The organism is Streptomyces sp. NPDC042346, assembly GCF_055581845.1.
Genome location: NZ_JBVJEH010000001.1, coordinates 398,897 through 412,745 on the forward strand (window position 1 = coordinate 398,897; position 13,849 = coordinate 412,745).

Consider the following 13,849-nt stretch of genomic DNA (forward strand, 5'->3'; position numbering starts at 1 on the left):
TCTGCGGGGGTCAGAACAGCGTCGGGTACGGGCGGGAGATCTCCGCCGGGATGGGGTTGGGCGACTGGCCGCTGAAGGGCTTCCGCCAGTCGCCCGTGCCGTGGTGGACGACGAGGTCTTCGGTGCCGGTCCGGCTGCCACCGGCGACGAGGTCGGGCCGGCCGTCGCGGTCCGTGTCGCCGAGGGCGACGATGTCGTCGTAGACGCCCCAGCCGCCGCCGATCCGGGTGCGGGCGGCGAAGCTGCCGTCGCCCTTGCCGAGGTAGAGCCAGAGGACCCCGGCGGTGTCGCGCGCGACGAGGTCGCCCGCGGGGCCGCCGCCGATGTTCCCGGTGGCAACGATCTTGTTGTAGACGCCCCAGCCGCCGCCGACCTTGGTGCGCGTGGCGAAGGGGGCGGTCGCGGAGCCGGTGCCCTTGTAGAGCCACAGGGCGCCGGCCTTGTCGGTGGCGAGGAGGTCGGAGCGGCCGTCGCCCGTGAGGTCGCTGCCCGCGGTGAGCTGGTCGTAGACGCCCCAGCCGCCGCCGATCCGGGTACGGGTGGCGAAGGGGACGGTGGTGTTGCCGGTGCCCGCGTAGAACCACAGCACGCCCGTCCTGTCCCGGCCGAGCAGGTCGGAGTGCTTGGCGCCGCCGAGGTTTCCGGGCGTGACGATCCGGTCGTAGGTGTCCCAGCCCGCTCCGACGTTCACCTTCTCCAGCGGGCCGTTGTTGCCGACCTCGAACGTCTGGCGGGCGTCGTAGAGGAAGAGACGGCCGCCCTGGCGGAAGAGCAGGTCCGGAGAGCTGCTGTCCGAGAAGGCGTGCGGCGCCTGCTTGCCGGTGACCTTGAGGGCGCCGGTCCGCACGACCGCCGGGCTGAGGCCGTTCCCGGGCGTCGCCGTCATCCGCCAGGTGTAGTCGCCGTTGGACACGGAGGTTTCGTCGGTGAAGGTGCCGTCCCACGTCAGGGTGACACCCCCCTGACGGTTCAGCTCGCCGACGAGGGTCCGGCGCTTCCCGGACGCGGTGTGCGTCAGCTCGACGCGTACCAGCGCGGCGGTGGGACCGTCGAACTGCCAGCTCAGCTTCGCCTCGCCGCTCTTCGTGGTGAAGTCGACGGTGGCGGGGACGGTCTGGTGGTCCAGCGTGAGCGCGATGGGGCGGCCGGTGCTCCCCACGAGGGTGGCGGTCGGGTCGGCGCCGTCCTGGCCGGGGGTGATCCGGTAGAGGCCCTCGCCGTGCTCGATCGTGCCGCCCTGCACCAGCAGGCCGCCCTCGGCGTCGCCGCGGATGTCGGTCACGGTGTCGAGCAGCTCGACCGACCGGTCGCCGGTCAGGGAGCGGACCGTCAGGGAGTGGAGGGGGTTGGGGTAGGGCGCCCTCGTCCCCCCGGTCGCGGAGTACGCCACCCAGTCCTGGCCCAGGAAACCGACCGCCAGCCCGCCCTTCCCGAGGGGGAGACGCGTCTCCTGGGTCTCACCGCGCTTGGTCAGCCGCAGGATCGCCGCCTCGGTCTCGGAGTACTCCGCCCAGGCCAGGTGCGTGGCGGACGCCCGTACTCGGGTGTCGTAGTTGCCCGCCGTGAGGACGCGGTTCTCCACGACCGCGGCGGTGGCGACGTCCACCAGGGCCACGCTCAGGGTGCTCGTCCAGCTCGCGCCGTGGCGGATGACGAGGGTGTCGGGCGAGGACGCGTCGTACCAGCGGACGGCGGCGGTCGCGGGCAGCCCGGAGACCTTGCGGTCCACGACGGTCGCGCCCGGCTTGCTGAGGAGATGGACGTCGACCGCGCCGCCGCCACCGGCTCGCGGGACCTCCAGGACGAGGGTGGTGCCGACCAGCCGCACGAACTTGGCGGACGCGCCCAGGAATGCGGCGTCGATCACGACGGGGTCGGCGCCGGTGGCCATGTCGTACAGCTTGTACGTGGTCCCCTCGATCTTCACGACCACGTCCGACTGGACACCGCCTTCGTACGTGCCCTTGGGCAGCGCGGTGGTGACACCGTCCTCGTACCGCGTCCAGCGGTACACGTCCCCGATGTCGTAGCTGTCGCGGTGGCGCGTCAGGAAGCCCGCAGCGCCGTTGCCGAGGACGGTGGAATCGGGCAGCAGCGCGGCGGCGTCCTCCTGTGCCGTCGTGGCGGAAGCGGTCGCGCTCGACGTCGTCCCGGTGGAGGCGAGGGCAGGCGTCGCGACGAGTGTGCCCACGGTGGCGGCGAGGGCGACGGCGGCGGTGCGCCGGTGCCGGGATGTCGAGCGTGCTGTGGACATGGCGGTGTCCTCCCCCGGATGTCAGAAGTCGGATGTCAGAAGATCGCGTTGAAGCGGGTGGGGCCGGAGTGGATGTCCGTGCCGATGCCCGCCGTGAAGGGGCGCGTCGCGATGCCGGTGCCCGGGTGGAGCCGGGAGCCGTACGGTCCGGCCGCGTAGAGGTCCGCTCGGCCGTCGTGGTCGGCGTCGCCGATGCCCACGAGGTCGGTGTACTCGCCCCAGCCGCCGCCGATCCGCACGCGGGTCGTGAACTTGCCGCGGCCGTCGCCCTGGTACAGCCAGAGGACTCCGGCGGTGTCGCGCGCGACGAGGTCGCCCGCCGCCGTGCCCGCGAGGTTGCCGGTGGCCGTGATCTGGTTGTAGGCGCCCCAGCCGCCGCCGACCCTGACGCGGCCCGCGAAGGGGGCGGTCGTGCTGCCGGTGCCCTTGTAGAACCAGAGGACACCGGAGGTGTCGGTGGCCAGGAGGTCCGAGCGGCCGTCGCCGTTCAGGTCGGAGCCGCCGGTGAGCTTGGTGTACGCGTTCCAGCCGGAGCCGATCCTCGCGCGGGTGGCGAAGCCGCCGTTGCCGTTGCCCTGGTAGAGCCACAGGACGCCCGAGGCGTCACGTGCCACGAGGTCCGGGGCCGCCGAACCGGCCAGGTTGCCGACGGCCTCCAGCCGGTTGTAGATCTGCCAGCCCGGGCCGACCGCGTGCCGTCCGGGCGAGACGACGTCGCCCGCCTCCGTCGTCCACGTGTCGTCCCGCCACAGCTTGCCCGAGGCGTCCCGCGCCAGGATGTCCGGGCTCGAGTTGGAATTGAGGTCGTGGAGGCCGGCCTTCCGGGCGACCTTGAACGTGCCGGTCTTCCTGAGGGCCGGGCCGATCCCGTTGTCCGGGGTGGCGTCCAGCTCCCACGTGTAGTCACCGGCGGGGGCGTAGCCGCCGGACTCGCCGATGGTGCCGTCCCAGCCGATGACGAACCTGCCGTCGACCGGCGGGTTCACGTGCGAGTTGACCATGAAGGAGGTCGTCTGGCCCGTCGTCTTGTGCCGCAGCGTCACCTTGCCGTCGAAGGCGTTGCGGGACAGGGTCCAGCTGAGCTTTCCCGAACCGCTGTTGGGGGCGCCGAGGTCGACGGTGGCGGGGATCTCCGTCTTGCGGAGGGCGAGCGCCGTGGACTCTCCGGTGCTCGCGACGAGCGTGGCGGCCGGCTTGCCGGTGGCCGGGTTCACGGCGATCCGGTAGATGCCCTCGCCGTGGGCGACCGAGCCGCCCCGGACGAGCAGGGTGCCGTCGGGCGCGGAGACCGTGGACGTGGCGTGGTCGAGGAGAGTGACCTTGCTGTCGGGGTTGCGGGAGTCGACGGCGGTCAGCGGGTTGTACCGGGACCGGCGGTCGTCCTCGTAGCCGACGCGCAGCGCATACGTCACCCAGGGGCCGACGAGGCCGATGTGCATGCTCGCGAAGTTCCAGCCCTCGTCGACGAGGGTGACGAGGTCCCTGGCAGGGGCCGTGCCGGCTCCTCCGCGTTCGGCGAAGCGGAGTCGGTTGCCCTCGACCCAGGCGAGGGAGGAGGGGTTGGCGGCGCTGTCGTACGGGCTCGCCCGGCGCTCCTCGACGACCTGGGCGGTGGTGACGTCCACGACGGCGAGGTGCTGGGTCCACGGGTAGGGGCCGGCCACGTACTGGACGAGTGCGGTCGTCGGCGTGAGCGCCTCGGCCCAGTCGACCCGGGTGTCGGCGGGGAGGCCCGTCACCACACGGTCGGAGTCGGCGCCGACTCCCTCGCTCTTGAGCCGGAGCCCGCCCTTGCCGTTGTCGTACGTGGAAAGCAGCAGCGTCCGGCCGACGACCGCCCGCAGGCGCGTTCCGGGGGCGGTCCCGTCGATGACGGCGGTCGAGCCGCCCGGCACGGACATGTCCCGGAGCAGGTACTGGCCGGTCGCGGGGCCCTGGGAGACGACCGTGTCGGAGTGGCCGACGTAGTAATCGGAGTAGTCGTCCTGCTGGGGCAGGGTCGTGGTCGTGCGGTCGACGGTGCTCGTCCAGCGGTGGACGGGGATGCCGTCCTGGAACTCGACCGTGAGGAATCCGGAGGGCCCGGAGCCCAGGATCCGGTGCGCCTGGGGTATCGCGATCGCGCCGTCGAGGGGCGCCGCCGGGGCCTGGACGGCCAGGGGTGCGGCGGCGGTCGCCGGGGTGGTCGCCAGGGCCGTACCGGCGGTGATCGCGAGGACGGCGGTCACGGCGGTGGCGAGGTGACGGTGGCGGCGACGGACGGACGAACGGTTCTGCAAGGTGAGTTCCCCCAAAGAACAACCGGGCGTGGCGAGTGCCACGCCCGGTTGGACTCGTGATCGGGATCAGTGGTTGTACGGCTTCGGGCGCCCGTTCGGGAATTCGTTCGGGCGCCCTGCCGTGCGGAGTTCGGACGACTCAGGCGATCAGGTTGATACCGGTCGCCGGGTAGAGGGGCAGGCCGGTGCGGCCGCCGATCGGCGCCGAGAGATTGCCCGTGCCCGCGTAGAAGAACGTTCCGCTCGGGCCGTGCGCCAGGACGTCGGCGCGGCCGTCGCCGTCGATGTCGCCGGAGCCGACCAGGCGGGTGAAGCCGCCCCAGCCGCCGCCGATCCGCACGCGGCTGCCGAGGGCGGTGCCGCCCGTGCCCGGGTACAGCCAGAGGACCCCGGCGGTGTCGCGGGCGAGGAGGTCGCCGTGGGTGGTGCCGGCGAGGTCGCCGACGGCGGTGATCTGGTTCATGCCGCCCCAGCCGCCGCCGACCTTCGTCCGACCGCCGTAGGGCGTCTTCCAGTTGCCCGTGCCCTTGTAGAGCCAGAGGACGCCGGACGTGTCGGTGGCGAAGAGGTCGGACCAGCCGTCGTTGTCGACGTCGCTGCCGCCGGTGATCTTGTTGTACGTGTTCCAGCCGGGGCCGATCTTCGTGCGGGGCGCGAAGGTGCCGTCGCCCTTGCCGAGGTACAGCCAGAGGGTGCCGTCCCCGTCCCGGGCGACGACGTCGCTCACGGAGGCGCCGGCGATGTTGCCGACGGCCTCGATCCGGCTGTAGCCGTTCCAGCCGGAGCCGATCAGCTTGTGCTCGGACGCGACCCGGCCGTCGTACATGTCGGAGCCGTTGACGAAGTCGTCGCGCCACAGCCGGCCGGCGGTGTCCCGGGACAGGACGTCCGGCGTGCCGTTGTCGCTGTAGTCGTGCGCGGCGGGCTTGCGGACCACCTTGAAGGTGCCGTCCTTCGTCAGCTCCGGGCCGATGCCGTTCTTCGGCTTCGCGCGGAACTGCCAGGTGTAGTCGCCGTTGTAGGCGGCGGTCCAGTTGAGCTTGCCATTCCACTCGACCGTGACCTTGCCCGTGGGGTTGTTCGACCCCACCGAGCTCACGAATCCGATCTCCTGGGTCTTCCCCGTACGGGTGTGCCGCAGCGTGAGCGTGCCGGAGACGGCCCGGGACGGGGTCCAGGAGAAGGACGCGCGGTCGTTCTTGTCGAGGTCGACCACGGAGGGGACGTCCTGCGACACGAGCGTGAGCGCCGTCGGGGTGTTCAAGGTCGCGATCTTGGTGGCGGTCGGCGTGCCGTCGGCGCCCAGGGTGATCCGGTAGACGCCCTCGCCCTCGGCGACGGTGCCGCCGCGCGCGACGAGGGAGCCGTCGGGGGCCGTGGTCACGGTCGAGAGGTGGTCCAGGAGCGTGACCGTCCGGCCGGGTTCGGTGAGGGAACGGGCGGTCAGCGGGTAGAGCGCCGACGGGAATTCGGCGGTGCCGCCGTTCGGCCGGGCGTACGTCACCCAGTCGCCGACGAGTCCCGTGTGCATCCCGGAGCCGCCGCCCAGGAGACCCAGGTCGGTGTACGTGTACGGGGGCGTGCCGTCGCCGCCGCGCGGGGCGGTGGCGAGGCGGGCGCGGTCCGCGCCGACGTACTCGACCCAGGACCAGTGGGTCGCCGACACGGAGGCGTCGATGATCTTCTGCGTGGTCTGCGGGAGCTTCTCCGTGATCTGGCCCGTGAAGGTGTCCAGGGCGGCCAGGCCGTACTGGGTGGCGTCGCCGCTGCCCGTGGCGTAGTGCACGATCGCCGTGCCGGGGGTGGTCACGGAGGCCTTGAGCAGGCGGGCTCCGGTCGGGAGGCCGGTCACGGGGGTGGAGCCCGTCGAGCCGCCGGTGTTGCGGAGGATGGAGATGCCGGCGGGGTTGGTGGACGTGACCAGGAGCGCCGAGCCGAGGGCCGCGCGCACAGGGGAGCCGTTGTTCGTCGAGATACCGGTCAGGACATTGCTCGGGTGAGCCATGTCGTGGATCCAGTACGTGAGCGAACCCGCCTTGTGGGAGAAGACGATGTCCGAGCTGTTGCCCAGGAAGGAGGTCTCCGGCTCCTTCAGGACGGTGGTCGCGCCGGTGTCGTAGGTGATCCAGCGGTACTCGGAGTCGCCGTACTCGGTCGGGACCGTGGTCAGGAAGCCGGTGGCCCCGGCGCTGACCACCTGGGAGCCCTGCGGGAGCGTGGCCACGGCCGCCGCGGCCTGCGCCGGCCCGGCTTCCTGGGCGGCGGCGGGGGTGGGGGCGGCGGCGAGTGCGGCCGGGCCCGACGCCAGGGCCGTACCGGCGGTGATCGCGAGGACGGCGGTCACGGCGGCGGCGAGGTGACGACGACGGGCGGACAAACGATTCTGCAAGGTGAATTTCCCCCAAAACAACCGGACATGGCGAGCGCCACGCCCCGGTTGGACTCGCGATCCAGGTCAGGGGTTGTACGGCTGATGATCGCGAGTCAGGAGGCCGTGCGCTCCACCACGCCCCGTACGTACGCCGCCTGCCCCGCGTGCTGGAGGTCGTCCGCGATCACCGACACCAGTCGGACGCCGAGGGTGACCGGCGGGTCCCAGGCGGGGTCGACGATCCGGCCCAGGTCCGCGTTGGTCACCGCCCCGATCAGCTCCACCGTCCGCGCGTGCACGGCGTCGTGGTAGCCGAGCAGCAGTTCCGCCGGCGCGCGCACCGCGCCGACCTGGGCGCTCGTCTGCGCGTACCCGGTGGCCCGTGGGGAGAACGGCAGGCCGAAGCGGGTGGCCCAGCCGTCCGACGTCCACAGCTGCGGCGTGTCGAACGCGTCCGCGAGGTGGTCGTCCTGGATTCGGGTGAGGTGCCAGACGAGCCAGGCGACCGAGTTGGCGTCCGGGTCGATCCGGGCGGAGAGTTGCTCGTCCGTCAGGCCTTCCACGGCCTCGTGGACGACCTCTCGTACGCGCCCGAACGCGTCCACCAGCAGACCGGCGCTGTTCACAGCAGTCACGGGAGATTCCTCTCCGCCCTCCACCGCTCCAGGGTCTCCTCGACGTCGAAGAGCGTCAGGTTGAGCGGGGGGCCGGCCGGTGGCCGGGCGAGGGCTTCGGCGATCTTGGTGTTGATCTCGCCGAGGATCCGGCGGACCTGGCGCTCCGAGACGGCCGCGGCCACCGCCTCCTCCGCGTCCTCGGCCTCCTTGCGCAGGGCGAGCGACGGCGGGAGCACGGACGCGCCCTCGCTGTGCATCTTGCCCTTGATCCACCACAGTTCGTCGTACGGGGCCGAGTCGTCGGGCAGGGGCTTTCCGAAGCCGGGCAGGCTGCGGAACTCGCCGCGCTCCGAGGCCTCCCGGATCTGCTTGTCGACGAACGACTCGAAGCTCACGCCCGGCGGTTTCCGTTCGGTCATGTGTCCAGACTACGTAATCGCCGTCGTACGAGTGTGGTTCTCGGGGTCTACTGCGGCACGCGATCTTCCGGCACTCTGTGGTCCGTTCAACGCGCGTCGACCCTTGCCATGACCGGGATCCCCGGAATCCCCGGAATCCCCGGAATCCCCGGAAACGCCGGAATCTCCGGATTCCCGGGTTCCTCGGGTTCCCCGGATTCCCGGGTTCCCGGGTTCCTCGGATTCCCGGAATCCCCCGCTCCCCACGAACCGGAGGACGCATGCGTGCACGGATCACTCCACTCGGCACCCTGCTCGCGCTCGTCGCGGGCCTGCTCACCGCGCTCGTCACGACCACCCCCGCCCAGGCGGCGCCGCTCTTCAAGGCGCCCTACCCGTGCGGCCAGCAGTGGACCTACAGCCACCACTCCGCCGAGGTCCGCCAGGCCCTCGACTTCATCCGCTCCGACGGCGGCACGACGGCCGGCACCCCGGTCCTCGCCTCGGCGTCCGGGACCGCCTACCGCTACTCCCAGCCGAGCGGCGCCGGCAACTACATCGTGGTCGACCACGGCAGCGGCTGGAAGACGTACTACTTCCACCTCAACGCCTACTCCGTCGCCGACGGCGCCTGGGTCGCCCAGGGGCAGCAGATCGGCACCACCGGCACCACCGGCAACAGCTCCGGCGCCCACATCCACTACGAGCAGCTCTACAACGGCGTCGGCCAGCCCATCGTCATCAACGGCGCCTCCCTCGCCCCCTACCCGGGCTCCTACGGCTCCAAGTACCTGACCAGCGACAACGGCTGCTCGGGCGGCGGGGGCGGAAAGTACTGGGTCGACACCTTCGCCAACGCCACGGGCTACGCCCAGGCGAACACCAACGACGCCCAGGGCGTGCTGAACGCGGGCACCAACTACGTCTACTGCAAGGTCTGGGGGCAGGAGGTCCGGGACGGCTCCGGGAACTTCAACCACTGGTGGCTGAGGACCGACCTCGACACCGTCTACGCCGGGAAGAACGGCAACGGAGCGTACGTCTCCGCGTACTACCTGTCACGCTGGGGCAACGACGAGGCCCGTGACAACAACGGGGCGGTCATCCCCACCTGCTGACCCGACGGGAAAAAGGCAGGAGCCCCGCTCGTGCCCGGAGGCACGGAGCGGGGCTCCTTGGGTACTGCTCTAGACCAGCGCTGAAGCCGACCCGGGCAACTTAGGCCGGGGTGACGTTCTCCGCCTGCGGGCCCTTCGGGCCCTGCGTGACGTCGAAGGTCACGAGCTGGTTCTCCTCAAGCGAACGGAAGCCGTTCGCGTTGATCGCGGAGTAGTGGACGAAGACATCCGGGCCGCCGCCGTCCTGGGCGATGAAGCCGAAGCCCTTTTCAGCGTTGAACCACTTCACGGTTCCGGTAGCCATGAGCCCTCCTATGGGCCAAAGGGTCGCCCTGCTCCAGAACCTGCAAACAAGTCTGAAAACTACAAAAGCCTGCGGGTCACATGCTCCGCAGGCTCTGTACTGCAAGGGAAACCAAACTGCAACTTGCGGACGAGCCTAGCACGCAGGGCGCGGCGGGCGGTAGAGGGAAAGATCACGTCACCCACATGTTTGATCTGCGGTTCCACGCTGACGTCCGACGTGTCGCGAGCCCCGGCGATGCCCGCGCCGCGAGGCGGGTCTAGCCTCGCAATGTGGACAATGCAACCGACGACGCAACCGGCGCCCACCGACGCAGCCGGCCCCGCGTCGGACACATCCAGTTCCTGAACTGCCTGCCCCTTTACTGGGGACTGGCGAGGACCGGAACGCTCCTCGATCTCGAGCTCACGAAGGACACCCCGGAGAAGCTCAGCGAGCGCCTCGTCCGGGGCGACCTCGACGTCGGCCCCATCACCCTCGTCGAGTACCTCCGCAACGCGGAGGACCTGGTCGCCCTCCCCGACATCGCCGTCGGCTGCGACGGCCCCGTCATGTCCTGCGTGATCGTCTCCCAGCGGCCGCTGAAGGAGCTGGACGGGGCCCGGGTCGCGCTCGGTTCCACCTCCCGCACCTCCGTACGGCTCGCCCAGCTGCTGCTCGCCGAGCAGTACGGGGTGAAGCCCGACTACTACACCTGCCCGCCGGACCTCGGCGTGATGATGCAGGAGGCGGAGGCGGCGGTCCTCATCGGCGACGCCGCGCTCCGGGCCTCGCTGCACGACGCTCCCCGCCTCGGGCTCCAGGTCCACGACCTGGGCCTCATGTGGAAGGAGTGGACCGGGCTGCCGTTCGTCTTCGCCGTGTGGGCGGCGCGCAAGGACTACCTGGCGCGCGAGCCCGAGACCGTCCACGAGGTGCACCAGGCGTTCCTGGCCTCGCGCGACCTCTCCCTCGAAGAGGTCGCCAAGGTCGCCGAGCAGGCCGCCCGCTGGGAGACCTTCGACGCCGAACTCCTGGAGCGGTACTTCCGCACGCTCGACTTCCGCTTCGGCCCGGAGCAGCTCGCGGGGGTGCGGGAGTTCGCCCGCCGCACCGGCCCGACGACGGGATTCCCGGCCGACGTCCGGGTGGAACTGCTGCCGCCGAACACCCTGAGGAAGCCGTGACAAGCCCTGGCGTACGCTGGTTCGGTCGATCAGAACCCCTCCGAAAGGGACGTACCCGGTGACCGAGAAGGCCGAGCTCCAGTCTGTTCTCGACCGCGCAGCCGCGGGTGGCCGGATCACCCCCGAGGAGGCGCTCGACCTGTACCGCTCGGCGCCCCTGCACGCGCTGGGGTCCGCCGCCGACGCCGTGCGCCGCCGCCGGTACGCGGGGACCGAGCACATCGCGACGTACATCATCGAGCGGAACATCAACTACACGAACGTCTGCGTGACGGCGTGCAAGTTCTGCGCGTTCTACGCGCCGCCGAAGGACACCGCCAAGGGCTGGACCCGCGACCTCGACGACATCCTGCGCCGCTGCGCGGAGACCGTGGAGCTCGGCGGCACCCAGATCATGTTCCAGGGCGGCCACCACCCGGACTACGGCGTCGAGTACTACGAGAAGCACTTCGCCGCGATCAAGCAGGCCTACCCGCAGCTGGTCATCCACTCGCTCGGCGCCTCCGAGGTCGAGCACATGGCCCGGATCTCGAAGGTCTCCGTCGAGGAGGCGATCACCCGCATCCACGCGGCCGGTCTCGACTCCTTCGCGGGCGCCGGCGCCGAGCTGCTGCCCGAGCGGCCGCGCAAGGCCATCGCCCCGCTCAAGGAGAGCGGCGAGCGCTGGCTGGAGATCATGGAGATCGCGCACGGCCTGGGCGTCGAGTCGACCTCCACCATGCTGATGGGCACCGGCGAGACCAACGCCGAGCGGATCGAGCACCTGCGCATGATCCGTGACGTGCAGGACCGGACGGGCGGCTTCCGGGCCTTCATCCCGTACACGTACCAGCCCGAGAACAACCACCTCAAGGGCCGCACGCACGCCACGCTCTTCGAGTACCTGCGGATCATCGCGGTCGCCCGCCTCTTCCTCGACAACGTCGCCCACATCCAGGGCTCGTGGCTCACCACGGGCAAGGAGATCGGCCAGCTGACCCTGCACTACGGCGCGGACGACCTCGGCTCGATCATGCTGGAGGAGAACGTCGTCTCGTCGGCGGGCGCCAAGCACCGCTCCAACCTGCGCGAGATGATCGACATGATCCGCACGGCGGACCGCGTCCCGGCGCAGCGCACCACGACGTACGAGCACATCGTGGTCCACGACGACCCGGCGAACGACCCGGTCGACGAGCGCGTCGCCTCGCACATCTCGTCCACGGCGATCGAGGGCGGCACGGCACACCCCGAGCTGAAGCTCCTCGACGCCAACTGAGGCGACCGTGCTGACGATCCACTACGCCGAGGCGTCGCCCGAGACCGCCGTCCTGGTCGACGGCGACGTCGTCGCCGCCGTCGGACCGTACGAGGACCTGGCCGCCCTGCGCCCCGAGGCGCGGGTGCGGCAGTGGCCCGGCATCCTCACGCCCGGACTGCTCAACCCGTACGGGCCCGAGCTCCTCGAGGGCATGTACCACCCGGACCCCCGGGAGGCCGCGGGCTTCGGCACCGAGCCGATCCCCGGGGAGCGGGCGCAGCGGATCTTCCGGATGGACCCGTCCCGCCGCGGGGCGTCCGCGCGCCGCGGCGTGCAGCGGATGCTCGCGCACGGGACGGTCGCGGTAGCGGGCGAGCTCCGCGGCCAGGCGGCGGCGGACGCCGTGCGCCGGGCCGGTCTGGCCGTCGGCCGCCGCCCCGACAAGCTCCCGGCCGGCCCGTCCTTCTCGCCGGCGCCGCTGATCCTCCTGCCCGGTCTGGCCCCGGGGGGCCCGGCCCGCTTCGCCGTCTTCGACGTCCCGGACCGGGCGGCCCTGGTCAGGCTCGGCCCGTCGACCTGCGTGGCCACCGTGATCGGCGGCCGGCTGGTCTACCGCGCCCGCTGAGCCGTCCCGGGTCCGTTCCGGGGTCCGTGCCGGGTCCGTCCCGGGTCCGTTCAGAGTTTCGTGCGGGGTCGTGTCAGGCCTCCGTTGAGCGGCTCCTCCGGCTCCAGCGGATGCGCGTTCCGGGCCTTCACCAGGTCCAGGAAGCGGGGGTCTCCGGTCAGGGCGGAGAGGTCGCGTGCCGTCAGCGGCACCGCCGCTCCCTCCCCGAACACGGAGAGCGCGACCCGGCTCTTGCCGTACCAGTACTGCACGGCCTTGAAGTCAGCCCACTCGACGATCTGCCCGGTCTTCAGCTTCGTGTCCTTCTCGCAGTCGCGGCAGTCCTGGAGGAGGGAAGCCGACATCGGCCGCACCGAGACCGTCATGATGAAGGGCCGGCCGTCCACCGTGATCCGGTACTCGGCCACCTGGCCCTCCACCGGCCGGATGTCGGTGACCTTCGCGGGCAGCAGCTCGTCGAGGAGCGCCGCCGTCTTCCGCTGGTGCTCCGTGGCTCGCTCCCGCTCGGCCTCGGCCTCGGCGTCGACGTGCTTCGCCACCCCGGCGACGTCCGCCCCCGGGCCCGGCAGCAGCGTGAGGCCGAGGGCCCCCGCCGTGACCACGGCGAAGGCAGCCGCCCCGACCGCGAGCCGGGACCGGGTCCGTCGCCTGCGGCCCTCGCGCACCGCGAGCGGGGCGAGGTCGGGCAGCGGGGGCAGACCGTCCGTCGTCCGGTCCATGGCGTCGCGCAACAGAGCGGTGCCGTCGTTGTTCTCCACGGTGGACCTCAGCTTTCCGTGATCGAGAGCCCGGCATCCGCCAGGCGTACGCGAAGTCGGGCGAGCGAACGCGAGCACTGGCTCTTGACGGTGGCCTCGCTGCACCGCAGCAGCGTGGCCACGGAGGCCACGCTCTGGTCGTCCCAGTAGCGCAGCACGACCATCGCCCGCGCCCGGGGCGGGAGCTCGGCGAGTGCGCCGAGCAGCGTCACCCGCAGATCGGTGTGGTCGGCGGGCGGTGCCGGTTCCGTGCCCCCGGTCCGGGTCAGTGCGAGCAGATCGCGCAGCCGGCGCCGCCGCTCGGACAGGAAGGTGCGGGTCAGCACCGTCTTGGCGTACGCGTACGGATGATCGGCGGCCCCCGCCCGCCGCCAGTGCTGGTACAGCTTGGCCAGCGTGGTCTGGGTCAGGTCCCGGGCGCCCTCCGCGTCCCCGCAGAGCAGGTACGCCGTCCGGTACAGCCGCTGTTGCGCGGAGCGGGCGAACTCCTCGAACCCCGCGACCGTCCCCACGTCCGTCCCCACAGCCGTCCCCACGTCCGGTCCCCCGTCGGGTCCCACGTTCACCCCCACGGGTCTCACCTCGGTCGGCACTGCCATCGCACCCCTGCTCCTCTCGGTCCCGGACAGCGCCTCCGAAGAGCGCTTCCGACCGTCCTTGAGCACCGCCGGGCCCGAAAGGTTGAAGCGGTACGGGAAGAGATTCGGGCGGCTGCTTGA

12 protein-coding genes are annotated in these 13,849 nt (G+C 71.5%); 4 read left to right on the top strand and 8 right to left on the bottom strand.

Features of this window, described 5'->3' with window-relative positions; translation table 11 throughout:
• Positions 1-10 precede the first annotated feature (10 nt).
• The 5 genes from ACZ6K0_RS01925 to ACZ6K0_RS01945 form a co-directional block, all read right to left on the bottom strand.
• The gene (locus ACZ6K0_RS01925; protein WP_469229241.1) at positions 11-2,254 is read right to left on the bottom strand and encodes an FG-GAP-like repeat-containing protein; all 2,244 of its coding nucleotides are present in this window, start codon (positions 2,252-2,254) and stop codon (positions 11-13) included.
• A 35-nt stretch (positions 2,255-2,289) separates the two neighbouring features.
• The gene (locus ACZ6K0_RS01930) at positions 2,290-4,533 is read right to left on the bottom strand and encodes an FG-GAP repeat domain-containing protein (RefSeq protein ID WP_469229243.1); all 2,244 of its coding nucleotides are present in this window, start codon (positions 4,531-4,533) and stop codon (positions 2,290-2,292) included.
• 139 nt (positions 4,534-4,672) lie between these two features.
• Positions 4,673-6,922 (bottom strand): FG-GAP repeat domain-containing protein, encoded by a 2,250-nt coding sequence (locus tag ACZ6K0_RS01935; RefSeq protein ID WP_469229244.1) that lies wholly within the window; start codon positions 6,920-6,922, stop codon positions 4,673-4,675.
• A gap of 95 nt (positions 6,923-7,017) precedes the next feature.
• Positions 7,018-7,530: a mycothiol transferase gene (locus ACZ6K0_RS01940; protein WP_469229670.1), complete on the bottom strand. Its 513-nt coding sequence runs from the start codon at positions 7,528-7,530 to the stop codon at positions 7,018-7,020.
• 5 nt (positions 7,531-7,535) lie between these two features.
• Positions 7,536-7,940 carry a DnaJ family domain-containing protein gene (locus ACZ6K0_RS01945; protein ID WP_469229246.1) on the bottom strand — a complete coding sequence of 135 codons (405 nt, stop codon included), beginning with the start codon at positions 7,938-7,940 and terminating at the stop codon, positions 7,536-7,538.
• A gap of 260 nt (positions 7,941-8,200) precedes the next feature.
• Between ACZ6K0_RS01945 and ACZ6K0_RS01950 the strand changes: the two genes are divergently transcribed.
• Positions 8,201-9,037, top strand: coding sequence for a M23 family metallopeptidase (locus tag ACZ6K0_RS01950; RefSeq protein WP_376408850.1), 837 nt, complete (start codon positions 8,201-8,203; stop codon positions 9,035-9,037).
• Positions 9,038-9,137: 100 nt separating this feature from the next.
• Here the strand turns inward: ACZ6K0_RS01950 and ACZ6K0_RS01955 are convergent, their stop codons facing one another.
• Complete coding sequence (locus ACZ6K0_RS01955; RefSeq protein ID WP_030208785.1) at positions 9,138-9,341, bottom strand: cold-shock protein; 204 nt, start codon at positions 9,339-9,341, stop codon at positions 9,138-9,140.
• Between the two features lie 272 nt (positions 9,342-9,613).
• Here ACZ6K0_RS01955 and ACZ6K0_RS01960 point away from each other — a divergent pair, with 272 nt between their 5' ends.
• From ACZ6K0_RS01960 to ACZ6K0_RS01970, 3 genes are read left to right on the top strand one after another with little or no spacing between them, the layout of a single operon-like run.
• Complete coding sequence (locus ACZ6K0_RS01960) at positions 9,614-10,507, top strand: menaquinone biosynthetic enzyme MqnA/MqnD family protein (RefSeq protein WP_376408847.1); 894 nt, start codon at positions 9,614-9,616, stop codon at positions 10,505-10,507.
• A gap of 58 nt (positions 10,508-10,565) precedes the next feature.
• The gene (gene mqnC, locus ACZ6K0_RS01965) at positions 10,566-11,765 is read left to right on the top strand and encodes a cyclic dehypoxanthinyl futalosine synthase (RefSeq protein ID WP_376408844.1); all 1,200 of its coding nucleotides are present in this window, start codon (positions 10,566-10,568) and stop codon (positions 11,763-11,765) included.
• 7 nt (positions 11,766-11,772) lie between these two features.
• On the top strand, positions 11,773-12,372 hold the full coding sequence (locus tag ACZ6K0_RS01970) for an imidazolonepropionase-like domain-containing protein (RefSeq protein WP_469229249.1): 600 nt from the start codon (positions 11,773-11,775) through the stop codon (positions 12,370-12,372).
• Positions 12,373-12,422: 50 nt separating this feature from the next.
• Here ACZ6K0_RS01970 and ACZ6K0_RS01975 read toward each other — a convergent pair whose 3' ends face one another.
• On the bottom strand, positions 12,423-13,130 hold the full coding sequence (locus ACZ6K0_RS01975; RefSeq protein ID WP_376408839.1) for a hypothetical protein: 708 nt from the start codon (positions 13,128-13,130) through the stop codon (positions 12,423-12,425).
• 8 nt (positions 13,131-13,138) lie between these two features.
• Positions 13,139-13,729, bottom strand: a complete 591-nt coding sequence (locus ACZ6K0_RS01980) for a SigE family RNA polymerase sigma factor (RefSeq protein ID WP_469229251.1) — start codon at positions 13,727-13,729, stop codon at positions 13,139-13,141.
• Positions 13,730-13,849: the final 120 nt, after the last annotated feature.

Coding starts and splice junctions, on each gene's coding strand:
- ACZ6K0_RS01925 (WP_469229241.1), bottom strand. CDS start 2,254: ATGTCCACAGCACGCTCGACATCCCGGCACCGGCGCACCGCCGCCGTC.
- ACZ6K0_RS01945 (WP_469229246.1), bottom strand. CDS start 7,940: ATGACCGAACGGAAACCGCCGGGCGTGAGCTTCGAGTCGTTCGTCGAC.
- ACZ6K0_RS01950 (WP_376408850.1), top strand. CDS start 8,201: ATGCGTGCACGGATCACTCCACTCGGCACCCTGCTCGCGCTCGTCGCG.
- ACZ6K0_RS01955 (WP_030208785.1), bottom strand. CDS start 9,341: ATGGCTACCGGAACCGTGAAGTGGTTCAACGCTGAAAAGGGCTTCGGC.
- ACZ6K0_RS01980 (WP_469229251.1), bottom strand. CDS start 13,729: ATGGCAGTGCCGACCGAGGTGAGACCCGTGGGGGTGAACGTGGGACCC.